Origin of the sequence: Cellulomonas sp. ICMP 17802, assembly GCF_041295535.1 — a bacterium.
GTDB lineage: Bacteria > Actinomycetota > Actinomycetes > Actinomycetales > Cellulomonadaceae > Cellulomonas.
Genome location: NZ_JBGFQZ010000026.1, coordinates 18007 through 40704, shown reverse-complemented (window position 1 = coordinate 40704; position 22698 = coordinate 18007). Strand labels below are relative to the sequence as shown.

Annotated in this window: 25 protein-coding genes; 16 read left to right on the top strand and 9 right to left on the bottom strand. The window is 72.3% G+C overall.

The window, feature by feature from the left end:
- Positions 1 to 27: 27 nt before the first annotated feature.
- A complete protein-coding gene (locus tag AB5970_RS15675; protein ID WP_370504877.1) occupies positions 28 to 1425 on the bottom strand; it encodes a class II fumarate hydratase in 1398 nt (465 codons plus the stop codon).
- Positions 1426 to 1517: 92 nt separating this feature from the next.
- Here AB5970_RS15675 and AB5970_RS15670 point away from each other — a divergent pair, with 92 nt between their 5' ends.
- Positions 1518 to 1835, top strand: a complete 318-nt coding sequence (locus tag AB5970_RS15670; protein ID WP_370504876.1) for a DUF2087 domain-containing protein — start codon at positions 1518 to 1520, stop codon at positions 1833 to 1835.
- A gap of 4 nt (positions 1836 to 1839) precedes the next feature.
- Here the strand turns inward: AB5970_RS15670 and AB5970_RS15665 are convergent, their stop codons facing one another.
- Positions 1840 to 2472: a carbonic anhydrase gene (locus tag AB5970_RS15665; RefSeq protein WP_370504875.1), complete on the bottom strand. Its 633-nt coding sequence runs from the start codon at positions 2470 to 2472 to the stop codon at positions 1840 to 1842.
- Between the two features lie 136 nt (positions 2473 to 2608).
- On the opposite strand from AB5970_RS15665, the gene AB5970_RS15660 reads away from it, so the two are divergent.
- Genes AB5970_RS15660 through AB5970_RS15645 form a run of 4 tightly spaced genes read left to right on the top strand, consistent with a single transcriptional unit; the run spans position 2609 to position 6999 of the window.
- Complete coding sequence (locus tag AB5970_RS15660; RefSeq protein ID WP_370504874.1) at positions 2609 to 3904, top strand: sugar ABC transporter substrate-binding protein; 1296 nt, start codon at positions 2609 to 2611, stop codon at positions 3902 to 3904.
- On the top strand, positions 3901 to 4878 hold the full coding sequence (locus AB5970_RS15655; protein ID WP_370504873.1) for a carbohydrate ABC transporter permease: 978 nt from the start codon (positions 3901 to 3903) through the stop codon (positions 4876 to 4878). Before AB5970_RS15660 ends, AB5970_RS15655 begins: the two co-directional genes overlap by 4 nt.
- Positions 4878 to 5726 (top strand): carbohydrate ABC transporter permease, encoded by an 849-nt coding sequence (locus AB5970_RS15650; protein WP_370504872.1) that lies wholly within the window; start codon positions 4878 to 4880, stop codon positions 5724 to 5726. Before AB5970_RS15655 ends, AB5970_RS15650 begins: the two co-directional genes overlap by 1 nt.
- Before the next feature lie 16 nt (positions 5727 to 5742).
- A complete protein-coding gene (locus AB5970_RS15645; protein ID WP_370504871.1) occupies positions 5743 to 6999 on the top strand; it encodes an ABC transporter ATP-binding protein in 1257 nt (418 codons plus the stop codon).
- A gap of 18 nt (positions 7000 to 7017) precedes the next feature.
- Here AB5970_RS15645 and AB5970_RS15640 read toward each other — a convergent pair whose 3' ends face one another.
- The 3 genes from AB5970_RS15640 to xseA form a co-directional block, all read right to left on the bottom strand.
- Positions 7018 to 7947 carry a carbohydrate kinase family protein gene (locus tag AB5970_RS15640; RefSeq protein ID WP_370504870.1) on the bottom strand — a complete coding sequence of 310 codons (930 nt, stop codon included), beginning with the start codon at positions 7945 to 7947 and terminating at the stop codon, positions 7018 to 7020.
- Entirely contained in the window at positions 7944 to 8216 is a 273-nt protein-coding gene (locus AB5970_RS15635) for an exodeoxyribonuclease VII small subunit (protein ID WP_370504869.1), read from the bottom strand. Before AB5970_RS15635 ends, AB5970_RS15640 begins: the two co-directional genes overlap by 4 nt.
- A gap of 142 nt (positions 8217 to 8358) precedes the next feature.
- A complete protein-coding gene (gene xseA / locus AB5970_RS15630) occupies positions 8359 to 9633 on the bottom strand; it encodes an exodeoxyribonuclease VII large subunit (protein WP_370504868.1) in 1275 nt (424 codons plus the stop codon).
- 138 nt (positions 9634 to 9771) lie between these two features.
- Here xseA and AB5970_RS15625 point away from each other — a divergent pair, with 138 nt between their 5' ends.
- Positions 9772 to 10833, top strand: coding sequence for a 4-hydroxy-3-methylbut-2-enyl diphosphate reductase (locus AB5970_RS15625; protein WP_370504867.1), 1062 nt, complete (start codon positions 9772 to 9774; stop codon positions 10831 to 10833).
- A gap of 1 nt (position 10834) precedes the next feature.
- Here AB5970_RS15625 and rmuC read toward each other — a convergent pair whose 3' ends face one another.
- Positions 10835 to 12181, bottom strand: a complete 1347-nt coding sequence (gene rmuC, locus AB5970_RS15620) for a DNA recombination protein RmuC (RefSeq protein WP_370504866.1) — start codon at positions 12179 to 12181, stop codon at positions 10835 to 10837.
- 78 nt (positions 12182 to 12259) lie between these two features.
- Here rmuC and AB5970_RS15615 point away from each other — a divergent pair, with 78 nt between their 5' ends.
- The 3 genes from AB5970_RS15615 to ychF are packed head-to-tail and all read left to right on the top strand — an operon-like array spanning position 12260 to position 15674.
- Positions 12260 to 13027 (top strand): ABC transporter ATP-binding protein, encoded by a 768-nt coding sequence (locus AB5970_RS15615; protein ID WP_370504865.1) that lies wholly within the window; start codon positions 12260 to 12262, stop codon positions 13025 to 13027.
- Entirely contained in the window at positions 13003 to 14562 is a 1560-nt protein-coding gene (locus AB5970_RS15610) for a hypothetical protein (protein WP_370504864.1), read from the top strand. Before AB5970_RS15615 ends, AB5970_RS15610 begins: the two co-directional genes overlap by 25 nt.
- A gap of 38 nt (positions 14563 to 14600) precedes the next feature.
- Positions 14601 to 15674, top strand: a complete 1074-nt coding sequence (ychF, locus tag AB5970_RS15605) for a redox-regulated ATPase YchF (protein WP_370504863.1) — start codon at positions 14601 to 14603, stop codon at positions 15672 to 15674.
- On the opposite strand, the gene AB5970_RS15600 is transcribed toward ychF, so the two are convergent.
- Entirely contained in the window at positions 15664 to 16596 is a 933-nt protein-coding gene (locus tag AB5970_RS15600) for a Bug family tripartite tricarboxylate transporter substrate binding protein (protein WP_370504862.1), read from the bottom strand. The genes ychF and AB5970_RS15600 overlap by 11 nt on opposite strands.
- 61 nt (positions 16597 to 16657) lie before the next feature.
- Here AB5970_RS15600 and AB5970_RS15595 point away from each other — a divergent pair, with 61 nt between their 5' ends.
- Positions 16658 to 17086 carry a hypothetical protein gene (locus tag AB5970_RS15595; RefSeq protein WP_370504861.1) on the top strand — a complete coding sequence of 143 codons (429 nt, stop codon included), beginning with the start codon at positions 16658 to 16660 and terminating at the stop codon, positions 17084 to 17086.
- Between the two features lie 139 nt (positions 17087 to 17225).
- Here the strand turns inward: AB5970_RS15595 and AB5970_RS15590 are convergent, their stop codons facing one another.
- The gene (locus AB5970_RS15590) at positions 17226 to 18041 is read right to left on the bottom strand and encodes a class I SAM-dependent methyltransferase (RefSeq protein WP_370504860.1); all 816 of its coding nucleotides are present in this window, start codon (positions 18039 to 18041) and stop codon (positions 17226 to 17228) included.
- A 132-nt stretch (positions 18042 to 18173) separates the two neighbouring features.
- Between AB5970_RS15590 and AB5970_RS15585 the strand changes: the two genes are divergently transcribed.
- A complete protein-coding gene (locus AB5970_RS15585; protein ID WP_370504859.1) occupies positions 18174 to 18845 on the top strand; it encodes a winged helix-turn-helix transcriptional regulator in 672 nt (223 codons plus the stop codon).
- Positions 18846 to 18851: 6 nt separating this feature from the next.
- Positions 18852 to 19409 carry a GNAT family N-acetyltransferase gene (locus AB5970_RS15580; RefSeq protein WP_370504858.1) on the top strand — a complete coding sequence of 186 codons (558 nt, stop codon included), beginning with the start codon at positions 18852 to 18854 and terminating at the stop codon, positions 19407 to 19409.
- Here AB5970_RS15580 and AB5970_RS15575 read toward each other — a convergent pair.
- Positions 19399 to 19677, bottom strand: coding sequence for a GlsB/YeaQ/YmgE family stress response membrane protein (locus tag AB5970_RS15575; RefSeq protein WP_370504857.1), 279 nt, complete (start codon positions 19675 to 19677; stop codon positions 19399 to 19401). The two genes, AB5970_RS15580 and AB5970_RS15575, sit on opposite strands and share 11 nt — an antisense overlap.
- A 90-nt stretch (positions 19678 to 19767) precedes the next feature.
- Between AB5970_RS15575 and AB5970_RS15570 the strand changes: the two genes are divergently transcribed.
- The 4 genes from AB5970_RS15570 (at position 19768) to AB5970_RS15555 (ending at position 22680) form a co-directional block, all read left to right on the top strand.
- A complete protein-coding gene (locus AB5970_RS15570) occupies positions 19768 to 20433 on the top strand; it encodes a LuxR C-terminal-related transcriptional regulator (RefSeq protein WP_370504856.1) in 666 nt (221 codons plus the stop codon).
- Between the two features lie 55 nt (positions 20434 to 20488).
- The gene (locus AB5970_RS15565; protein WP_370504855.1) at positions 20489 to 21217 is read left to right on the top strand and encodes a class I SAM-dependent methyltransferase; all 729 of its coding nucleotides are present in this window, start codon (positions 20489 to 20491) and stop codon (positions 21215 to 21217) included.
- A gap of 47 nt (positions 21218 to 21264) precedes the next feature.
- A complete protein-coding gene (locus AB5970_RS15560; RefSeq protein ID WP_370504854.1) occupies positions 21265 to 21753 on the top strand; it encodes a histidine kinase in 489 nt (162 codons plus the stop codon).
- 81 nt (positions 21754 to 21834) lie between these two features.
- Entirely contained in the window at positions 21835 to 22680 is an 846-nt protein-coding gene (locus AB5970_RS15555) for a DUF4097 family beta strand repeat-containing protein (protein ID WP_370504853.1), read from the top strand.
- Positions 22681 to 22698: the final 18 nt, after the last annotated feature.

Genomic DNA, 22698 nt, shown 5'->3' with positions numbered 1-22698 from the left:
CGGGGCCTTCGTCGTCACGCGGAGGGATCAGGCCTGTGGCGGCCTCGTCATGCTCAGCACGTCGAGCGCCTGGTCCAGCTGCTCCTCGGTGACCTCGCCGCGCTCGATGAAGCCGAGGTCGATCACGGCCGCGCGGACCGTGATCCCGTGCTTGACGGCGTGCTTGGCGATCTTCGCGGCGGCCTCGTAGCCGATCACGCGGTTGAGCGGCGTGACGATCGACGGCGACGACTCGGCCAGCGCGCGGGCGCGCTCGACGTTGGCGACGAGCCCGGTCACGGTCTTGTCCGCCAGCAGGCGCGACGCGTTGGCCAGCAGCCGGATCGACTCCAGCACCCCCGCGGCGATCACCGGGATCTGCACGTTGAGCTCGAACGACCCGCTCGCGCCGGCCCAGGCGACCGTGGCGTCGTTGCCGACGACGCGCGCCGCGACCATGAGCACGGCCTCGGGGATCACCGGGTTGACCTTGCCGGGCATGATCGACGAGCCGGGCTGCAGGTCGGGGATCGCGATCTCGCCCAGGCCGGTGTTGGGGCCCGAGCCCATCCAGCGCAGGTCGTTGCAGATCTTGGTGAGGCTCACCGCGATGGTGCGCAGCGCGCCGGACAGCTCGACCAGCCCGTCGCGGGAGCTCTGGGCCTCGAAGTGGTCGCGCGCCTCGGTCAGCGGCAGGTCGGTGTCCTCGCGCAGGAGCTCGATCACGCGCTGCGGGAAGCCGGCCGGGGTGTTGATGCCGGTGCCGACGGCCGTGCCGCCGAGGGGCACCTCGGCCGCGCGGGGCAGGGCCGACCGCAGGCGCTCGATGCCGTACCGGATCGCCGCGCCGTATCCGCCGAACTCCTGGCCGAGGGTGACCGGGGTGGCGTCCATGAGGTGCGTGCGGCCCGACTTGACCACCTCGGCCCACTCGACGGCCTTGGCCTCGAACGCCTCCGCGAGGTGCTCCAGCGCGGGGATCAGGTCGCGGACCACGCCGGCGGTCGCTGCGACGTGCACGGACGTGGGGAACACGTCGTTCGACGACTGCGACGCGTTGACGTGGTCGTTCGGGTGCACGTCGCGGCCGAGGCGCCGCGTCGCCAGCGTCGCGAGCACCTCGTTGGTGTTCATGTTCGAGCTGGTGCCCGAGCCGGTCTGGTAGACGTCGATGGGGAAGTCGGCGTCGTGTGCCCCGGACGCCACGTCGTCGGCGGCGGCGACGATGGCGTCCGCGACGTCCTGCTCCAGCACGCCCAGCTCGGCGTTCGCCCGGGCGGCCGCCTTCTTGATGCGGGCCAGGGCCTCGATGTGGCTGCGCTCGAGCCGGCCGCCCGAGATCGGGAAGTTCTCCACGGCCCGCTGGGTCTGCGCGCGGTAGAGGGCGTCGACCGGGACGCGCACCTCGCCCATCGTGTCGTGCTCGATGCGGAACTCAGAAGTCATGCCCAACATCCTGCCGCACCCGCCGGGGTGACCCGGCCCGGCGTGAGGCAATCGACGTGCGGGCGTCCGCCGCGGGCGGGCACCATGGCGCCATGTCGTCCTCGTGCACCGCCGACCGGTTCCTCGACCGCGGGCGCCTCGTCCGCACCCCACGCCGTCACGCCGACCGGGCCCTCGTGCTCGAGCACCTGGCCGCGCGCGTGCTGGCGCCGGGCGAGCGGGCCTCGGAGGTCGAGCTGACCGAGCGCATCGGGGCGTTCACCGACGACCCCGTCCGGCTGCGGCGCGACCTGGTCGAGGCGGGCCTGGTGGGGCGCCGGGCGGACGGCGCGGCGTACTGGCGCGAGCGGAGCACCCCGCACGACGACGAGGACGGCGCTCGGCCCCGGCCCGCGGACCCGTGGCCGTGACGCGTCAGCCGACCTCGCCGGCCGCCTCCGTAAGGTGCACCGTGCCGTCGGCCAGCGTGTACTCGAGCCCGACGACCGCGACCCGGCCGGCGTCGATGGCCTCAGCCAGCGACCGCGAGTAGCCCTGCAGCATGCGGACCGTGTGCCGCACGTGCTCGTGCCCGAGCACCGCCGGGTCGACGGTGTCCAGCGCGCCGAAGCCGCCGCCCGCGAGGTTGACGATGCTGGGGATGACCCGGTCGACGATCGCGCGCACGAACCCGGTGGGCAGCTCTCCGGTGGTCAGGGCCGTGGTCGCCGCGGCGACGGCGCCGCAGCTGTCGTGACCCAGCACGACTACGAGCGAGGCGCCGAGGACCTCCACGCCGTACTCGATCGACCCGATGACCGTGGTGTCCAGCACGTGCCCGGCCGTGCGGACCACGAACACGTCGCCGAGGCCCTGGTCGAAGATGATCTCGGCCGCGACGCGGGAGTCGGAGCACCCGAAGATCACGGCGAACGGGTGCTGGGCGGCGCTGAGCTCGGCGCGGTGGTCGACGCCCTGCGACGGGTGGAGCATCTCGCCGCGGACGAACCGCTCGTTCCCCTCGCGCAGCGCGGACCAGGCTTCGGCGGGTGTGGTGGGGCGGGTCACGGCGTCATGGTCGCAGGTCGGACGTGTCCGCGCAGGCGGAGTTCACGCCTCGGGCGGCCGTAGGGGTGGCGACATTTCACCCACAGGTGTACCCAGGGTGATGAGGCAGCGATGCCTCGGTCACTGGAGGTGTGACGTGCGACGACGCTCACGAGCTCTCGCCCTGGTCCTCGGGGTCGCGGTTGCCGCCCCGCTGGCCGCGTGCGCGGGGTCGGGCTCGGGTTCGCCCGTGCTCACGTGGTACATCAACCCGGACGACGGCGGGCAGGCGGAGATCGCCAAGCAGTGCACCGAGGCCGCGGGGGGTGCCTACACGATCGAGGTGTCCGTCCTCCCACGCGACGCCAGCGCCCAGCGGGAGCAGCTGGCCCGACGGCTTGCCGCCAAGGACTCGTCGATCGACATCATGAGCCTCGACCCGCCGTTCATCCCTGAGATGGCCGAGCCCGGCTTCCTCGCCCCCGTGCCCGACGACGTCGCGTCGAAGGTCACGCAGGACGTCGTCGCCGGCGCCCTGGCCGGTGCGACGTGGAAGGGCAAGCTCGTCACGGTGCCCTTCTGGGCGAACACCCAGCTGCTCTGGTACCGCAAGTCCGTGGCGACCGCGGCGGGGCTCGACCCGGCAAAGGGACCCGTGACGTGGGACCAGATCATGACGGCGGCCAAGGACCAGGACAAGTACCTCGCCGTCCAGGGCACCAAGGCCGAGTCGCTGACCGTGTGGATCAACGCGCTCGTCGCGTCCGCCGGCGGGAAGATCCTCGAGAACCCGGAGGCTCCCGCCGACGAGATCACGCTCGGCCTGGAGACGCCCGCGGGAGAGGCCGCGGCGAAGATCATGGGCACGATCGGCAAGGAGAACCTCGGCGGTCCCGGCCTCCCGACCGAGGACGAGGGTGCGTCGCTCGCGATCTTCCAGGGCGACAAGGGCTCGTTCATGGTCAACTGGCCGTTCGTCTGGTCCGCCACGAAGGCCGGCGTCAAGGACGGCACCTTCGACCAGTCCCTGCTCGACGACATCGGCTGGGCGCTGTACCCGCAGGTGACCGCGGACCAGCAGACGGCACCCCCGTACGGCGGGATCAACCTCGGGATCGGCGCGTTCAGCAAGCACGTCGACCTCTCCTACCAGGCGGCGGAGTGCATCGTCACCCCCGAGCACCAGGCGCAGTACTTCGCGACGAACGGCAACCCGCCGTCCAACACGACGGCCTACGACGACCCCGCCGTCAAGGAAGCCTTCCCGATGGCGGACGTCATCCGGCAGTCGCTCGAGCTCGCCGTGCCCCGGCCGCAGACGCCGTACTACAACGAGGTGTCCACCGGCCTGCAGCAGACCTGGCACCCACCGAGCTCGGTGACCCCGGAGGTCACGCCCAAGGAGTCGACCGACCTCATCACCGCCGTGCTGCGAGGGGAGCAGCTGCTATGAGCAGCCAGGTCCAGACGAAGACACCCGGCGGGCTTCCTCCGGACCTGCGCGATGCGGCGGCGAAGGCGGGGCGCAGCGACCGGTCGAGGTCGGAGGCCCGGCTCGGCTGGCTGCTCGCGGGGCCCGCGTTCGTCGTCATGCTGGCGGTCACGCTGTACCCGATCCTGCAGGCCTTCTACGACTCGCTCTTCCACTTCCGGCTCACCGCTCCCGACGACAAGCGCTGGGCGGGGCTGAGCAACTACGCGGTGGTGCTGTCCGACCCGCTCTTCTGGCAGGCGCTGGGCGTCACCGTGTTCATCACGGTCGTCACCGTGGTGGTCGAGCTCGTCCTCGGGTTCGCCCTCGCGCTCGTCATGCACCGGGCCATCACCCAGCTGCGCGGCCTGCTCCGCACGGCGATCCTCGTGCCGTACGGGATCATCACCGTGGTCTCGGCGTTCGCGTGGTTCTACGCGTTCGACATCAACTCCGGGTACATCAACCACTGGTTCTCGTGGGTGCCCGGGATCAGCACGGACCTCAACTGGTTCGCCCAGCAGGGCACCAGCCTCTTCGTCATCATCCTGTCGGAGATCTGGAAGACCACGCCGTTCATCTCGCTCCTCCTGCTCGCCGGCCTCTCGCAGGTGCCCACCGAGCTCGAGGAGGCGGCGGAGGTCGACGGCGCGACGTGGTGGCAGCGGCTCACGCGAGTGGTCCTGCCGAACATGAAGGCCGCGATCATGGTGGCGGTCCTGTTCCGGGCCCTCGACGCGTTCCGCATCTTCGACAACGTCTTCATCATGACGAACGGCGCGAACGGCACCGAGGTGCTGTCGCTGCTGGCCTACCGGACGTCGATCGGACGGCTCGAGATCGGTCTTGGCTCCGCGATCTCCGTGCTCCTCTTCCTCTGCGTGATCCTCATCTGCTGGGTCGCGGTGAAGTTGTTCAAGGTCGATCTGGCCGGCGGCGCGAGGGGGGCGGGCTGATGAAGCAGCTGTCCACGAGGGCCAAGTGGGGCTGGGCCCTCATCACGATCTTCGTCATCTCGTACGCCCTCTTCCCGATCGTCTCGATCTTCGCGACGTCGTTCAAGCTGCCCAGCCAGCTGAACCTCGGGCTGTTCTGGCCGAAGACCTGGACGACCGTGAACTACGAGGAGATCCTGGCGCCGGGCGGGTCCGCGCAGACGCTGTTCCTGTCCTCGCTGCGCAACTCGGTCGGCATCTGTCTGATCGCCACCGCCATCGCGGTCGTCCTCGCCACGCTCGCGGCCTACGCGATCGCGCGGCTCGACTTCCCCGGCAAGCGGCTGGTCCTGCTCACCGCGCTCGGCGTCTCGATCTTCCCGGTCATCTCGATCGTCACGCCGCTGTTCAACCTGTGGCGGAACATCGGCCTCTACGACACCTGGCTCGGGCTGATCATCCCGTACCTGTCGCTCACGCTCCCGATCTCCATCTGGACGCTCGCGGCGTTCTTCCGCCAGATCCCGTGGGAGCTCGAGCAGGCCGCCCAGGTGGACGGGGCGACCACGTGGCAGGCGTTCCGCAAGGCGATCGTCCCGCTCGCCGCGCCCGGCGTGTTCACCACCGCGCTGATCGCGTTCTTCATCGCCTGGAACGACTTCGTGTACGGCATCTCGCTCACGTCGACCGACCGCGCCCGTCCCGTCCCGGCGGCGCTGGCGTTCTTCACCGGCGCCTCGCAGTTCGAGGAGCCGACCGGGTCGATCTCCGCCGCGGCCATCATCGTGACCATCCCGGTGGTCATCCTCGTCCTGCTGTTCCAACGCCAGATCGTGTCCGGCCTGACCCAGGGCGCCGTCAAGGGCTGACCACGAAGGAGATCCGATGGCCGCCATCACTCTCAAGGACATCGTCAAGCAGTACGGCGACGGCTTCCTCGCCGTGAAGGGCGTCAGCCTGGACATCGCCGACGGCGAGTTCGTGATCCTCGTCGGCCCGTCCGGCTGCGGGAAGTCGACGCTGCTGCGGATGATCGTCGGCCTCGAGGACATCACGGCGGGCGACCTGCAGATCGGCGGCAAGCGGGTCAACGACAAGGCCCCCCGCGACCGGCACCTGGCGATGGTCTTCCAGAACTACGCCCTGTACCCGCACCTGACGGTCTTCGAGAACATCGCCTTCCCCTTGCGTCTGCAGAAGGGGCAGTTCACCGACGCCCAGATCCGCGAGAAGGTCGAGTTCGCCGCCAAGACGCTCGAGCTTCAGGACCACCTCGACCGCAAGCCCGCCAACCTCTCCGGCGGTCAGCGGCAGCGGGTCGCGATGGGCCGCGCGATCGTCCGCGAGGCCGAGGCGTTCCTCTTCGACGAGCCCCTGTCCAACCTCGACGCCAAGCTCCGCGGGCAGATGCGCACCGAGATCGCCCGCATGCAGCGCCGCCTCGGCACGACGACCGTCTACGTCACCCACGACCAGACCGAGGCGATGACCCTCGGCGACCGGGTCGCCGTCCTGCGCAAGGGCGAGCTGCAGCAGGTCGCCAGCCCTCGGGGCCTCTACGAGCAGCCGGTGAACCTGTTCGTCGCCGGCTTCATCGGGTCGCCGCCCATGAACTTCCTGCCAGGGGAGATCAGCGGGTCGACGATGAAGCTGCCGTTCGCCGACGTGCCGATCTCCGCGGACCTCGCCCCGAAGCTGGCGGGCAAGGAGATCGTCATCGTCGGCATCCGCCCCGAGCACTTCGAGGATGCCGCCCTCCTCGAAGACGCCCGCAAGGGCACCGGTGTCACCTTCAGCGCGCCCGTGGACGTCACCGAGTGGCTCGGCTCGGAGCTCTACGCCTACATCCCGTTCGACACCAACCCGGACGTCGCGTCCACGCTCGAGGAGCTCGACCGCGACCTCGACGGCGAAGGGCTGCGCACGCAGCTCATCGTCGCGCTCCCGTCGGAGACCAAGATCCGGGACGGCATCGATGCGGACCTGTGGTTCGACCCGGCCCGCATGATGGTGTTCGACCCCGAGAGCGGCGAGAACCTCACCTGGGACGGCGCCGCCGCCGAGACGCTCGACCGCGAGAACGAGGCCGACCGCAAGGCCTCGCTCGAGCGGGCGCAGGCCCGCGAGAAGGCACGCGCCTGAGAGTGTCCGGCGCCCGCGTCAGTCGAGCTCGGCGAGCCGGGGAGGGTTGGCGCCCGCCCGGGAGACCGTGATCGCGGCGATGCGCGCGCAGCGCTCGAGCACCGCCTGCACGGTGGCCGCGTCGACGTCGGCGAGCGCCTGCCGGCGGTCGGCACCGAGCAGCCCCGCGGACCACAGCCCGTCGATGAGGCCGCCCATGAACGAGTCGCCGGCGCCGACCGTGTCCGCCACCTGCACCCGGGGCGCCTGCACCGACAGCCGGGCCCCGGCGGACGTGCTGGCGAACGCCCCCTCGCCCCCGTGGGTCACGACGACGAGCGACGGACCTGACCGGCTCCACTCCTCCGCGATCTCCGCCGGGGCGACCCCGGGGTGCAGCCACGCGAGGTCCTCGTCGCTGACCTTCACCACGTCCGCCAGGCGGACCAGCGCGTCGACCACGGGCAGCGCGTGCGCCGGCGACCCCATGAGCACCGGGCGCAGGTTGGGGTCGTACGTGACGGTGGAGGCCGCGCGTCGGCGCGCCAGGACCGTCGCCACGGCCGCGCCACCCGGCTGCAGCACGGTCGCGATCGAGCCCGTGTGCACGACCAGCGGCTCGCCGGGCTCCTCGTCCCAGGTCTCGGGCAGGTCCCACTCGAGGTCGAACTCGTAGGTCGCGGCCCCGTCCGCGCCGATGTGCGCGGTGGCCGTCGGCGTGCGCAGCGCCGAGCGGTTGCCCTCGAGCACGTGCACCCCCGAGTCCTGCAGGTGCCGCCGGACCAGGTCGCCGTCGGCGTCGTGCCCGAGCCAGGTCAGCAGGTCGACGCGCCGGCCCAGGCGGCCGAGGCCGAGGGCCACGTTGGCCGGGCTGCCCCCGGGGTGCTGCGCGCGGCTGCCGTCGGGGCGGGTGACCGCGTCGATGAGCGCCTCGCCGACGACGAACGCCCGCTCGGCCGGCGCGGTCATCGGGCCTCCTCCTCGTCGACGGCCGCGGCCGTGTCCCGGACGGCGCTGAGCCGCTCGCGCGCCCCGTCGAGCCACTCCTGGCACCGCGCGGCCAGCGCCTCACCGCGCTCCCACAGGGTCAGCGACTCCTCGAGGGTCGCTGCGCCGGCCTCCAGCCGGGCGACGACGGCCACGAGCTCGTCGCGGGCCTCCTCGTACCCGAGGGAGGCGACGTCGGCATTCGGGTCCGACGGCGGGGCGGACGGGGAGGGCTGGGACGGCTTCGGCACGAGGACAGTCAACCAGGGCAGGCCCACACGGTCGGCACCCGTCGGTCGGGCGTCGTCGCGTGCCGCGCCGCCGGACGGTCAGAAGAACAGGTCGACGGCCACGCGGACGGTTGCCCGGAACCGGCCCGGCCGCCGCAGCGCCTCAGGCCCCGGCGACCTGCGCGGCGAGCTCGCCGCGGGCGACCCGGATGCGCAGCGGGTCGCCGTCGGCCACCTCGGCCGGGTCCCGCAGCACGTGGCCGTCGGCGCGCTGCACGACCGCGTACCCGCGGTCGAGCGTGGCGGCCGGCGACAGCGCCCGGACCTGCGCGGCGAGGCCCGCGACCTCGGCGCGACCGTGCATGAGGGCCGTGTGCAGCGACCGGCGCGCGCTCTCCCGCAGCGCCGTGACCCGGTGCTCGTGCAGGTCGACCAGCGTGGTCGGGTTGGCCAGGACGGGGCGGCTGCGCCAGTGGTCGAGCCCGGTCTGCTCGCGGGTGAGCCGGGCGGTGAGCGCCGCGCGCGCCCGCAGCCGGGCCTGGGTCAGGCGCGCCCGCTCCTCGCTGACGTCCGGCACGATCCGCTTCGCCGCGTCGGTGGGTGTCGACGCGCGCAGGTCCGCCACGAGGTCGAGCAGCGGCGTGTCGAGGTGGTGCCCGATCGCGCTGACCAGCGGGGTGCGGCAAGCCGCCGCGACGCGGACCAGCGACTCGTTGCTGAACGGCAGGAGGTCCTCGAACGAGCCACCGCCGCGCGCGACCACGATGACCTCGACGCGCGGGTCGCGGTCCAGCTCGGCGATCGCGGCGCTGACCTCGGGCACCGCGCGCGGCCCCTGCACCGTGACCCGGCGGATCTCGAACTGCACGGCGGACCAGCGCGCGCGGGCGTTGGACACCACGTCGTGCTCGGCGTCGCCCTGCTGCGCGACGATCAGCCCGACCACGGCGGGCAGGAACGGCAGGGCTCGCTTGCGCGAGGGCTCGAACAGGCCCTCGGCCCCCAGGATGCCCTTGAGGTGCTCGATCCGGGCCAGGAGCTCGCCGAGCCCGACCAGCCGGACGTCGTCGGCCGCGAACGTCAGCGTGCCCTTCTTGGCGTGGAACTGCGGCCGGGCATGCACCACGAGGTGCGCGCCGTCGGCCAGCTTGTCCGCCAGCTTGTCGATGGCCGAGGCCGGCGCGGTGACGGACAGCGACATGTCGAGGTCGGTGTCGCGCAGCGTGAGGAAGTACATGGTGTTCCAGCGCTTGAGGTTGAGCACCTGCCCCTCGACCCAGACCGGCGGCATCTTCGCGATGTAGTCGGCGATCTTGGGTGCCAGGTGCCGGACGGGCCACGGGCGGTCGGGCGTGGTGTCCGCGGCGCGCAGCGGCGGGGGGCCGGCCGCCGGCGGACTGGTGATGGGGCCGGTGCTCACGCGCCCAGCCTGCCCCATCGCACCCACAGCGCGGGCGACACGTCGTGCGCGCCGTGCGCACCGTCGTGTGCGCCGCGTGCGGGTCGGGTGCAGGTCACAGCCGCGACGGCCGGTTCGGCCGGGGGTGGTCGGACGCGCCGAACTAGACTCCTCACCGTGACCTCCACGACGCCCGCCCCCGGCTCGGGCACGACCGATGGCCCCGCACCCACCGGCAAGCGGGTGCTGCTCGCCGCCCCGCGCGGGTACTGCGCGGGCGTCGACCGTGCCGTGATCGCCGTCGAGAAGGCGCTCGAGCACTACGGCGCCCCCGTGTACGTGCGCAAGGAGATCGTGCACAACAAGTACGTGGTGGAGACGCTCGCGGCCCGCGGCGCGGTCTTCGTCAACGAGACCGACGAGGTCCCCGAGGGCGCACGCGTGGTGTTCTCGGCGCACGGGGTGTCCCCGGCCGTGCACGCGCAGGCGGCCGCGCGGTCGCTGCAGACCATCGACGCGACGTGCCCCCTGGTCACCAAGGTGCACAAGGAGGCCGTGCGGTTCGCGTCCGAGGACTACGACATCCTGCTCATCGGCCACGACGGGCACGAGGAGGTCGAGGGCACCTACGGTGAGGCCCCCGAGCACATCCAGGTGGTGAACTCGCCGGACGCCGTCGCCGACGTGGTGGTCCGCGACCCCGACAAGCTCATCTGGATCTCGCAGACCACGCTCTCGGTCGACGAGACCATGGACACCGTCCGCCGCCTGCGCGAGCGGTTCCCGAACCTGCAGGACCCGCCCAGCGACGACATCTGCTACGCCACGCAGAACCGCCAGGTCGCCGTGAAGAAGCTGGCGCCGGAGTGCGACCTGGTCATCACGGTCGGGTCGGCGAACTCGTCGAACTCGGTGCGTCTGGTCGAGGTCGCCCTCGATGCCGGCGCCCGCGCGTCCTACCGCGTGGACAAGGCCGACGAGATCGACCTCGCCTGGCTTGACGGGGTCACCACCGTCGGCGTGACGTCCGGCGCCTCGGTCCCCGAGATCCTGGTCCGCGACGTCCTCGAGCTGCTGGCCGCGCACGGCTTCGGCGACGTCGAGGAGGTCCGCACCGCGACCGAGGACCTCATGTTCTCCCTGCCGCGCGAGCTCCGCGCCGACCTCAAGGCCGCCGGCAAGGCGCCCGAGGTCCCGCGCCGCGAGGGTCGCCGCCCGCTGGACGTGCAGACCGTCTGAGTCAGGCGGTCGAGGCGTCCGTCGGCGCGATCGCACTCTCCGCCCGCAGGGCTCGCTCGTCGCGCTCGGCGCGGCCGTCGAACATGACGATCTGCTCCTCCGCCGACGCCACGAGCTCGGGCGCGCTCACGGCGGACAGCTGCGGGTTGACCGGGTCGGGCGTCGGCAGGTCGGCGTCCACCACGTGCAGGTCGGCGAACCGCCGGGCGCTGACCAGCACGCGCGTCTCCAGCGAGGACACCGTCTGGTTGTAGGCGCCGGCGGCCGAGTCGATGGCCCGGCCCAGCCGGGCCAGGTGCGAGCCCATGGTCGCCAGCCTGCCGTGCAGCTCCTTGCCCAGCGAGAGGACGGCCTGGGCGTTGCTGGCCAGCGCGTCCTGCCGCCAGGCGTAGGAGATGGTGCGCAGCAGCGCCAGCAGGGTGGTCGGGGTGGCGATGACGACGTTGCGCTCGAACGCGTACTCGATCAGCAGCGGGTCCTGTTCCGCCGCCGCGTGCAGGAACGACTCGGCGGGCACGAACATCACGACGAACTCCGGCGCCGGGGCGAACTGGTCCCAGTACCGCTTGGCCGACAGGTCGTCGACGTGCGCCCGGACGTGCCGCGCGTGGGCGGCGAGCCGCTCGGAGCGGACGCGCTCGTCGGTGGCCTGCGCGGCGTCGAGGAACCCGAGGAACGCCACCTTGGCGTCCACCACCACGTTCTTGCCGCCGGCCAGCTTGATCACCATGTCGGGCCGCAGCAGGCCGTCGTCGGTCCGCACCTGGTCCTGCTCGACGAAGTCGACGTGCGCGAGCATCCCCGCGGCCTCGACCACCCGCTTGAGCTGCAGCTCGCCCCACTTGCCGCGCACCTGCGACGACCGCAGCGCGGTGACCAGCTGGGCGGTCTCCCCACGCAGGTGCTCGGACGCCTGCTGCATCGCGCGCACCTGCTCCCCGAGCGCGGCGTGGCCGGCGGCTCGCGCCTGCTCGGCCGTCGACAGCTCGGCACGGACCTGGTCAAGCGTGCGCGACAGCGGCTCGACCATCGCCCGCACCGCCTGCTCGCGCTGAGCCAGCTCCCCGACCTGCGTCTGGTGGTCCGCGGCGAACCGTTGGTGCGCCAGCGCGAGGAACTGGTCCGTGCTCGTCGCCAGCGCGTCTGCCGCCAGCGACCGGAACTGGTCGGCCAGCCGGTCGGAGTCCGCCAGCCGGGCCTGCGCCCCCTGCCGCTCCGCCTCGAGCAGCGCCTGCGCCCGCGCGGTCTGCAGGTCCGCGGCGCGCAGCCGCGCCCCGGCGAGCATCCAGCCGGCGAGCACGCCGACCACGGCGCCGATCGCGAGTCCCAGCAACAGTCCGGTGTCCATGCCCGCACGCTCCCAGGCACCTCTGACATCCGGGTGAACGGGGCACGCGACCGGGGCCCGGCGACCTAGGGTGGTCCGATGTCGACCGCACCCGCCCTCGAGCTGCGCGGCCTGTGGCGCCGGTTCGGGGACAAGATCGCCGTCTCGGGCATCGACCTCGTGGTCCCCACCGGCTCGTTCTACGGGCTGGTCGGCCCCAACGGGGCGGGCAAGACCACCACGCTCTCGATGGCGACGGGCCTGCTCAAGCCCGACTTCGGCACCGTGCTGGTGCACGGGCACGACCTGTGGGCCTCGCCCACCGAGGTCAAGGCGATGCTGGGCGTGCTGCCCGACGGCGTCCGCCTCTTCGACCGGCTGACGGGCCGGCAGCTGATCACCTACGCGGGCCTGCTGCAGGGCCTCGACCGGGCGACGGTGTCCGGGCGCGCCACCGACCTGCTGGCGGCCCTCGACCTGACCGCCGACGCCGACAAGCTCGTCGTCGAGTACTCCGCGGGCATGACCAAGAAGGTCGCGCTGGCCTGCGCGCTGGTGCACGCCCCGCGGCTGCTCGTGCTCGACGAGCCGTTCGAGGCCGTCGACCCCGTGTCGGCGGCGAACATCCGGGACATCCTCGCGTCCTACGTCCGCTCCGGCGGCACGGTCATCGTGTCCTCGCACGTCATGGACCTGGTCCAGCGCATGTGCGACCACGTCGCCGTGATCGCGGCCGGGCACGTGCTGGCAGCCGGCACGGTCGACGAGGTCCGGGGCGACGGCAGCCTCGAGGACCGGTTCGTCGACCTGGTGGGCGGCCGGGTCAGCGGGGAGGGGCTCGCGTGGTTGCGCACCTCGTCCGCCTGAAGCTGACGCTGCTGCGCAACGGTCTGCGCCGCAGCGCGTGGCAGGTGGTCGGCCTGGTCGTCGCCGCCCTCTACGGGCTGATGGCCCTGGTCATCGTCGTCGGGTCGATGGCGGCGCTCAGCGTCCAGGAGCCCGACATCCGCGGGCTCGTCACCGTGCTGCTCGGGTCGGTCGTCGTGCTCGGGTGGTGGTTGGTGCCGCTGGTCGCGTTCGGACTCGACTCCACCGTCGACCCGGCGCGGTTCGTCACGTTCGCCATCCCGCGTCGCTCGTTGCTCACCGGCCTCGCGCTGGCGGGCCTGCTCGGCATCCCCGGCGTGGTCACCACGCTGTCCGTGCTCTCGATGGCCGGGGTCTGGTGGCGCACGCCCGCCGCGCTGGTCACCGGCCTGATCTGCTCGGTGCTCGCGTTGGCCACGTGCGTCGTCGGCGCGCGGGCCACGACCGCGGCCGCGTCGGGCATCCTCAGCGGCCGGCGGTTCCGCGAGGTCATGGCGGCCGTCGTGCTCCTGCCGCTCATCCTCGTGGGGCCCGTGCTCGGCCGGCTCTTCTCGGGCACGACCCTCACGCAGGACCTGGTCCAGCAGGTCGCCGACGTCCTGGCCTGGACCCCGGCCGGGGCCGTCTGGGCCGTGCCCGCCGACGTCGCGGACGGGGCATGGGGGCTCGCCGGCGCGCGGTTCGCCGTCGCGGTCGCGACCGTGGCCGTCCTCGTCGTCGTCTGGGACCGGGCGCTGGCCCACGCCCTGGTCAACCCCCCGCACCAGAGCGTCTCGACCCGCGGCCGCGGGCTCGGCTGGTTCGGGCGCCTGCCCGCGACGCCGCTCGGCGCCGTGACGGCGCGCTGCCTGACGTACTGGGCGCGCGACCCCCGCTACGCGCTCGCCGTCGCGATCGTGCCGGTGCTCGCGGTCGTCTTCTTCGTCGTGAACCCGGACGGCGGGGTCGTGCTGCTCATCGGCCCGATTGCCGGCTACCTCCTAGGCTGGGGCATCTCCGCCGACGTCGCGTACGACGGCACCGCGTTCTGGACGCACGTGGGCTCGCCGCTGCGGGGCGTCACTGACCGGCTCGGCCGGGTCATCGCCGCGGGCGCGATCGCCGTGCCCGCGGTCCTCGTGCTCTCGATCGGGTCCGCGCTGGTCTCGCACCGCCCGGCCCTGGTCCCCGCCCTGCTCGGGGTGTCGTTCGGCGTGCTGCTCACGGCGCTCGGCGGGTCCAGCGTCGTCTCCGCCCTCGTGGTCTACCCCGTGCAGATGCCCGGCGAGAACCCGTTCCAGAGCCGGCAGGGGGCCTCGATGTCCGCGCTGGTCTCGCAGCTGGGCGGGTGGCTCGCCGTGATGGCGCTGAGCCTGCCCGAGATCGTGCTGGCGGTCCTGGCCGTCGGGCGCGACTCGGCGGCGCTGGGCTGGCTGACCCTGGCGGTGGGCGTGGTGCTGGGGTCGGTGCTGCTCACGATCGGGGTGCGCGTCGGGGGCCGGACCCTCGACCGCACCGCGCCGGACCTGCTGCGGCGCATCGTCGCGTTCGCCTGACCGGAGTCCGGCCGCCCGCCCCCGTAGACTTCCCCGACGTGGCACTCACTATCGGCATCGTCGGCCTGCCCAACGTCGGCAAGTCCACCCTCTTCAACGCGCTGACCCGCGCGCAGGTTCTCGCCGCGAACTACCCGTTCGCGACGATCGAGCCCAACGTCGGCGTCGTCCCGCTGCCCGACCCGCGCCTGGAGACGCTCGCGGAGCTGTTCGGTTCCGAGCGCATCCTCCCGGCGACCGTGTCGTTCGTCGACATCGCCGGCATCGTCAAGGGCGCCAGCGAGGGGGAGGGCCTGGGCAACAAGTTCCTGGCCAACATCCGCGAGGCCGACGCCATCTGCCAGGTGACCCGCGCCTTCGCGGACCCGGACGTCGTGCACGTCTCCGGCGCGGTGAACCCCAAGGACGACATCGAGATCATCGCCACCGAGCTGATCCTCGCCGACCTGCAGACCCTCGAGAAGGCGATCCCTCGCCTCGAGAAGGAGGTCCGCGCCAAGAAGGCCGACGCCGGCCTGCTGGCCGCGGCCCAGGAGGCGCAGGCGATCCTCGAGAGGGGCCAGACGCTGTCGGCGGCGGGCAAGAAGATCGAGCACCTTGACGAGCTGCAGCTCATGACGAGCAAGCCGTTCATCTACGTCTTCAACACCGACGACGCCGGCCTGGCCGACACCGCGATGCAGGACGAGCTCCGCGCCCTGGTCGCGCCCGCCGACGCCATCTTCCTCGACGCCAAGTTCGAGTCCGAGCTGGTCGAGCTCGAGCCCGACGAGGCCCGCGAGATGCTCGCCGACAACGGACAGGAGGAGGCCGGCCTCGACCAGCTGGCCCGCGTCGGCTTCCACACGCTCGGCCTGCAGTCCTACCTGACGGCCGGCCCCAAGGAGTCGCGCGCCTGGACCATCCACCAGGGCTGGACCGCCCCGCAGGCCGCCGGCGTGATCCACACCGACTTCCAGAAGGGCTTCATCAAGGCCGAGGTCATCTCGTTCGACGACCTCGTGGCCGCCGGCTCCGTCGCCGCCGCCCGCGCCGCCGGCAAGGCCCGCATCGAGGGCAAGGACTACGTGATGGCCGACGGCGACGTGGTGGAGTTCCGGTTCAACGTGTGACTGGGCGCGTCTGCTCGCCCGCTCGCTGCATGATCGCGGCAGCGCGTCGGGCTTCGTCCAGGACGAACTGACCGAAGTCGGCGGTCGCGATCCGCATCGGCTCGACGCCGTGGCGGGTGCACCATCCCTGGAGCTCCGACGATGCCATCGCGTCGGAGAAGTCGGTCCCGAGCGCCTGCACGATGTCGACGGACGTGCCAGCGCGTACCCATGCCCCGTACCAGATCGGGAAGTCGAAGCCTTCGATGCCCTGCTCGGCGACCGTGGGTACGTCGGGGAGCCAGGCCGAGCGACGAGCTGTGCTGACGGCCAGGGCGACGAGTGTCCCCGCGTCCAGGTAGGGCTCGACGATCGCGATGGGTGACAAGACGTGGTCGGTGTCGCCGCGCGCCACCGCCGCGACCACCTCGACGATCGAGTCCCCCGGCGCGGGGGGCACGTGCACGGCGGTCACTCCGGCCTCCAGGTGGAGGAGCGCCGCGCCCAGATGGCTCCCCGTACCGGCTCCGGTCGACCCGAAGGTGAGGTCGGTGCCGCGAGCCGCGGCTGCGGACACCAGGTCGTGCAAGGTGCCGATGCCCGAGTCCCGACCCGTCACGAAGACGTACGCCTGCTGGGTGAGGGGCGCGACGGGGCTGAAGTCGTCCAGGGGCTCATACGGAAGGTCGGGGGACACGGCGCCGATGTAGGCCTGCGCGCTGGTGTTGATGAGCACGGTGTGCCCATCGGCGGGGGACTCGGCGACGAGTGCCGGTGCTGCCGTGCTTCCGTCACCCGGAACGTTCTCCACGACGACGGGCTGATGCCAGATGCTCGAGAGCCACGGGGCGAGCTCGCGCGCGAGGAGGTCCGGTCCGCCACCGGCGCCGAACGGTTCGACGAGACGGACCGCACCGGCCGGAAAGCTGGTGCGCTCGGGCACGATCGCACCATACGCCCGACCCACGAGGGGGGACCGCCGCCTGCGCCGTAGGCTCGCAGACATGACCCAGACCGAGGATCTCGCCAGTGTGGAACGCCTGTACGCGACGCTCGACACGAGCGCGCTGCTGGCGCTCCTGCCGTTGATCGACACGCTCTCGGAGCGGGTGCGACAGGAGATCGAGCGCATCGGCGGGCCCGTCACGTCCATCTCGGAGGCGCAGAAGCACGCCGCCCTGTTCGAGTCCGTGACGGAGGGCCTCGCGGGCCTCGCGAACCAGTGGCCGGGCAGCGACGCCTTCCAGGAGATGCAGGCGCAGGTGGACGCCGACAAGGCGAAGCTCCAGGCCCGAGCCGAGTCGGCCCGCGCCTTCGAGGCAGAGGCCCTGGACAGGACGTTCGTGTACTCGATCAACCTGCACCAGCGCCGGCAGCTCGCGATCTTCGAGCTCGAGCGGCGCGGCGTCCTGCCGACGTGGTTCAGCGTGTAGGTCGCCCGTGGACGGTCGACGCGGCCGACGTGACCATCGACGCCGGCCCCGCTCCGACGGCTGAGTGTGCGACGCCGGTGAACGTGCGCAGAAGCCGGGGTCACGGCCGCGACCCCGGCTTCGATCCGTACGCCCCGGGTCATCGCCTGCGAGCGGAGGCCAGCAGGTACTCCCACTCGGAGACGAAGGTGCCGTCGACGGCCAGGTTGAACTCCTCCGCCAGGGCGACGAGGTCCGCGCGGAACGCGGCACGACCGGCCGCGTCGAGCTTGCTCGCGGCCTTGAACGTCGGTCCGTAGCTGGTGAGGAAGAAGTCCGCATAGTGCTCGGCGCTGAGGAACCGCGGGCGGACGGTGGTCGTCCACGTGCGCAGGTCCTCGACCTGGTCCCCGAACAGCTCGGCGATGACCTGCGGGTCGCCCCAACGCGTCGGAGGCAGGGCGCCGCCCGGGGGAGCGACGTACGTCCCGACGGTCCTCAGCATCCGGCCGACGAAGCCCGTCGGCGTCCAGCTGGCCAGCCCGATCCGGCCACCCGGGCGGGTCACGCGGACGGTCTCGTCGGCGGCCCGCTGGTGGTCGGCGGTGAACATGGTGCCGATCGCGGACAGGACGTAGTCGAACTGCCCGTCGGCGTAGGGCAGCGCCTCGGCGTCCCCGACCTCGAAGGCGATGTCGAGGCCCTCGGCGGCGGCCCGCCGCTGTGCGGTCTCGACGAGGGCGGGCACGTAGTCGATGGCCGCGGTCGGGCAGAACGCCCGCGCGGCGGCGATGGCGACGTGGCCGGTGCCGGTGGCGACGTCGAGCACGGTGCTGCCCGGCACGAGGTCGACGGCTGCGACCAGCTCGTCGGCCAGGGGCACGGTGATCCAGGCGATGCTGCCGTAGTCGCCGCTGCTCCAGGTCTGCTGCTGGATGCCCTTGAGGGTGGTGAGGTCGGTGGCGAGAGTGGTCATGGTGACTCCTTGGTGAGGTGCCGGCGTGTTCCGGCTCGTTGTCACCCAGGCTGCTGACCGGGGCACCACCCTGGTCAGTGCGACATCTGTAGTGATCCACTACAGGATCTGGAGTAGTGGCGGTGGAGCGACATGACGCAGTACGGCCAGTTCTGTCCGGTCGCGAAGGCGATGGAGCTGCTCGACGAGCGGTGGACGATGCTCATCGTCCGTGAGCTCATCGCCGGCAGCCACACCTTCGGCGACCTGCAACGCGGCGTCCCCAAGATGTCGCCCACCCTGCTGTCGACGCGCCTGCGCAGCCTCGCCCGCGCCGGCGTCATCGACCGGCACGAGCAGGGCACACGCGTCTACTACACGCTCACCCAGGCGGGACGCGAGCTCCAGTCCGTCGTCGAGGCGATCGGCCAGTGGGGGATCCGCTGGATGCCCGAGCTCGGCGAGGAGGACTTCGACCCGCACCTGCTGATGTGGGACGTGCAGCGCAACGTCGACCTCGAGGCGCTGCCGCCCGGTCGCACCGTGCTGCAGTTCAGCTTCCGCGACCGACCCTCGGGGCAGCGGGACTGGTGGCTGGTGTGCACCCAGGCCGAGGTGGATCTGTGCGACTTCGACCCGGGTCATCCGGTCTCCGGACGGATCGACACCCCGCTCGCTCTGTTCGTCCGGGTGTGGCGCGGGGACGTGAAGTGGGACCAGGCGTTCCGGTCGGGCGAGCTCACCGTCGACGGGCCCACGGCCGTGCGCCGCAACCTGCCGCGCTGGCTGACGCGGTCCGACTTCGCGCCGGTGCCGAGGCCGTGACGCCGCATGGCGTCCCCACCGCAGGTCCGCCTGGTGGCGGCGACCGAGCCGTTGCTGAACGCGCTGAACGAGAGCAGAGGAGCCTTTGGCGAGCTGCTCGGCTCACCTGTCCCGGAGGGATGGCCCGAGTTCCCCGAAGCCATCGGCTTCACCCTGGAGCGCCTGCGGACCTCGTCCGAGGCTGACCGCGCGTGGTCGATGCAGCTCGTCGTGGACGCGGCGAGCGGTCGGCTCCTCGGGTCCGGCGGCTTCGTGGGCCCGCCCACCGACCGCACGGTCGAGATCGGCTACGAGATCGCCCCGGAGTTCCGCGGCCGGGGCGTCGGCACGGCCGCTGCCCGAGCACTGGTGGAACGCGCCGTCGCCAGCGGCGAGGTGGATCACGTCCTCGCGCACACGTTGCCGGGCCCGAACCCGTCGACGGGTGTGCTCGCGTCGCTCGGCTTCGAGCACGCCGACACCCAGGAGGACCCCGAGGTCGGCGTCGTCTGGGAGTGGCGATGGACCCGCAGCCGGCCCCGGTCGTCAGACCGGGACCGGCGGGCAGGTCGGCTCAGCGGGTGACGGAGCGGCGGCCGCCGACGCGGACCCAGATCAGCAGCACGATGATCGCGCCGATGATCGAGCCGATGATCCCGGCGGGCTGCAGGAAGCCGTCGGCCGCGTCCTTGTGGAAGAGCAGGTAGCCGAGGAACCCGCCGACGAACGACCCGATGATCCCGATGATGATCGTCATGGCGACGGACATGTCCTGCTTGCCCGGCACGATGAGGCGCGCGAGCAGGCCGGCGACGAGCCCGACGATGATGATGGTGACGATGAGTCCGAGCATGGTGGTGCCTCCTCAGGAGTGGTGGTGTTCCTCGACTCCACCACCCCTAGGGCGGATGTAGTACACCCCTAGGGGGGCTACGTTCGGCTCATGCCCGCGCCCGCCCGACCCATCACGGTGGCCCTCGTCGACGACTACGACGTGGTCGTCATGGGCGTCGCCAAGATCCTGGACCAGTACCGCGACCGCGTGGTCGTGGCCGAGATCGACACAAACACGCCCGTCGACGATGTCGTCGACATCGTGCTCTACGACTCGTTCGCGCAGCCGGAGTCCGACCAGGACGAGATCGCCGTGCTGGTGCGGAACCCGAGCGCCCGCCGCGTGGTCGTGTTCACCTGGAACTTCGATCCCGCCCTGATCGCCAGCGCCCGCGCGCTCGGGGTCAGCGGGTACCTGTCGAAGGCGCTGCCGGCGCGCGAGCTGGTCGCCGCGCTCGAGGCGGTGCACGCCGGCGAGGTCGTGATCAGCGAGCTGCCCGGGCGCGTCCGGCCCGCCAACGGTCTCGACTGGCCCGGGCGCGGGGAGGGTCTGACGGAGCGCGAGTCGGAGATCCTGGCCCTGATCACCCAGGGGCTGAGCAACGCCGACGTCGCGACGCACACCTACCTCAGCCCGAACACGGTGAAGTCCTACATCCGGTCGGTCTACCGCAAGATCGGCGTGGAGAGCCGGACGCAGGCGGTGCTCTGGGGCGTCGCCCACGGCTTCGTCCCCGACCATCGGCGCATCGACCACTGGCGCGGGGGACCGTAGCCGGTCGACGGATTCAGGTGGCCGACGAAGCGGCGCCGCTCCTAGCGTCCGGGTCATGGCCGACGACGGATTCGAGGTCCCCCGCCTCGCCGAGCTCTACGACGTGCTCGACCCCGACCGCAGCGACCTCGACGCCTACCTCGCGATCGCCGACGAGCTGGGCGCCCGCAGCGTGCTCGACGTCGGCTGCGGCACCGGGGTGTTCGCGCTGCTGCTGCCCGCGCGGGGGATCGAGGTGGTCGGCGTCGACCCGGCGCGCGCGTCCGTCGACGTGGCACGGGCCAAGCCGGGTGCCGACGCCGTGCGGTGGCTGGACGGCGATGCGACGAGCCTCCCGCCGCTGCAGGTCGACCTGGCCACCATGACCGCGAACGTCGCGCAGGTGTTCGTGACCGACGACGGGTGGGCCGCCACGCTCCGGGGAGTCCGCGGGGCGCTCCGGGACGGCGGCCACCTGGTGTTCGAGACCCGGGTGCCGCAGGTCGAGGCGTGGCGCGGGTGGACGCGGGAGGCGACCTACGACGCGACCGACGTCCCCGGCGTCGGCGTCGTCGAGACGTGGGTCGACGTCACGGCGGTCGCCGGCGAGCTGGTGACGTTCCGCGCGTCCTACGTCTTCGCCTCGGACGGTGCCGTGCTGACCTCGGACTCGACGCTGCGCTTCCGGGACCGCGCGACGGTCGAGCGGTCGTTGGCCGACGCCGGCTACGAGGTGCTCGACGTCCGGGACGCGCCGGACCGGCCCGGGCGGGAGATGGTCGTCGTCGCCCGGTGTCACCACTGACACCACAATTGCTTGACGTGACACCACGATGGTGTCACGATGGTGCTATGGACCTCGGACAGTACGTCAGCGACCTGCAGCGCCAGCTGCTCGACACCGCGGAGAACGGCACGGCGGACACCCGCGCCGTCGCCGAGCGCCTCGTCGCGGGGCTCGACGCCGCGACGCGGCTGGTGCTGCTCGATGCCCTGTCGGCGGCCGCCGGCGAGATCACCCGCGACCTCGCCCCCGGCTCGGTCGACCTGCGGCTGCGCGGCCGGGACGTCGAGTTCGTCGTCGCGCAGCCGGGCACCGACACGGACGCGGACGAGCCCGCCGCACCGGTCGACATCGAGAACGACGTGAGCACCTCGCGCACCACGCTCCGGCTGCCGGACGCCCTCAAGGTGAAGGTGGACGAGGCGGCGGCGGCGGACGGCCTGTCCGTCAACACCTGGCTGGTCCGGGCGGTCGCGGCCGCCCTCCAGCCCAAGCAACGACGATCCGCGCAGCGCTCGCTGCGCACCGGCGACAGCTTCGCCGGCTGGGCGCGCTAGCCGGCGAGACCCACCCAGCCTCACCAGCCACGCGGACCCGCGGGGCCGGACGAACACACCCCGAGAGAGGGAGGCGTCAGCATGCCCACCTTCAGCACACCGACCCCGATCGACCTGGCCGTCAACCTGCCGGTCGGCGCGATCGACATCGTCGCGACCGACCGGGACGACACCGTCGTCACGGTGTCGCCCACCAACCCCGCGAAGGCCGTCGACCGCCGGGGCGCGCAGGAGACCACGGTCGACTTCGACGGGAACCGGCTCACGATCATGGGCCCGCGGCCCCGCCTCAGCTGGATCGGGCCCACCGAGTCGGTGGACGTCCGGGTCGAGCTGCCGACCGGCTCGCGGGTGACCGCGGAGGGCTCGATGGGCGGCGTCAGCACCGTCGGGCGACTGGGTGCCACGCGCATCAAGGCCTCCATGGGACCCGTGGACCTGGAGTCCACCGGCGACCTGTGGCTGCGCGCGGGGCACGGCAACGTCACCGTGGGCAGGGCCGACGGCGGCGTCGAGATCACGGCCGACCACGGCCAGATCCGGCTCGGCACGGTCAGCGGCGACGCGGTCCTCAAGGCGTCGCACGGGAGCATCCGCGTCGAGGAGTCCGGGGGCGACGTCGAGGCGAAGCTCTCCTACGGCGACCTCGAGATCACGCGGGCGCTCGGCTCGGTCGCGGCGAAGTCCGCGTACGGCGCCATCGAGCTGCGCGAGGTGTCGAGCGGCTCCATCCAGGTGGAGAGCGGCTACGGCCGCATCACCATCGGCGTGCGGCCCGGGGTCCCGGCCTGGCTCGACCTGTCGGCCAAGGACGGGCACGTGCGCAACCAGCTCGTCGGGGACCGTGCCCCCGCCGAGTCCGAGCAGTCCGTCGCCGTCCGGGCACGCACCCGGTCCGGCGGCATCACCGTCGAGCGCGCCCGATGAGCCGGGCGCTCCAGGAGG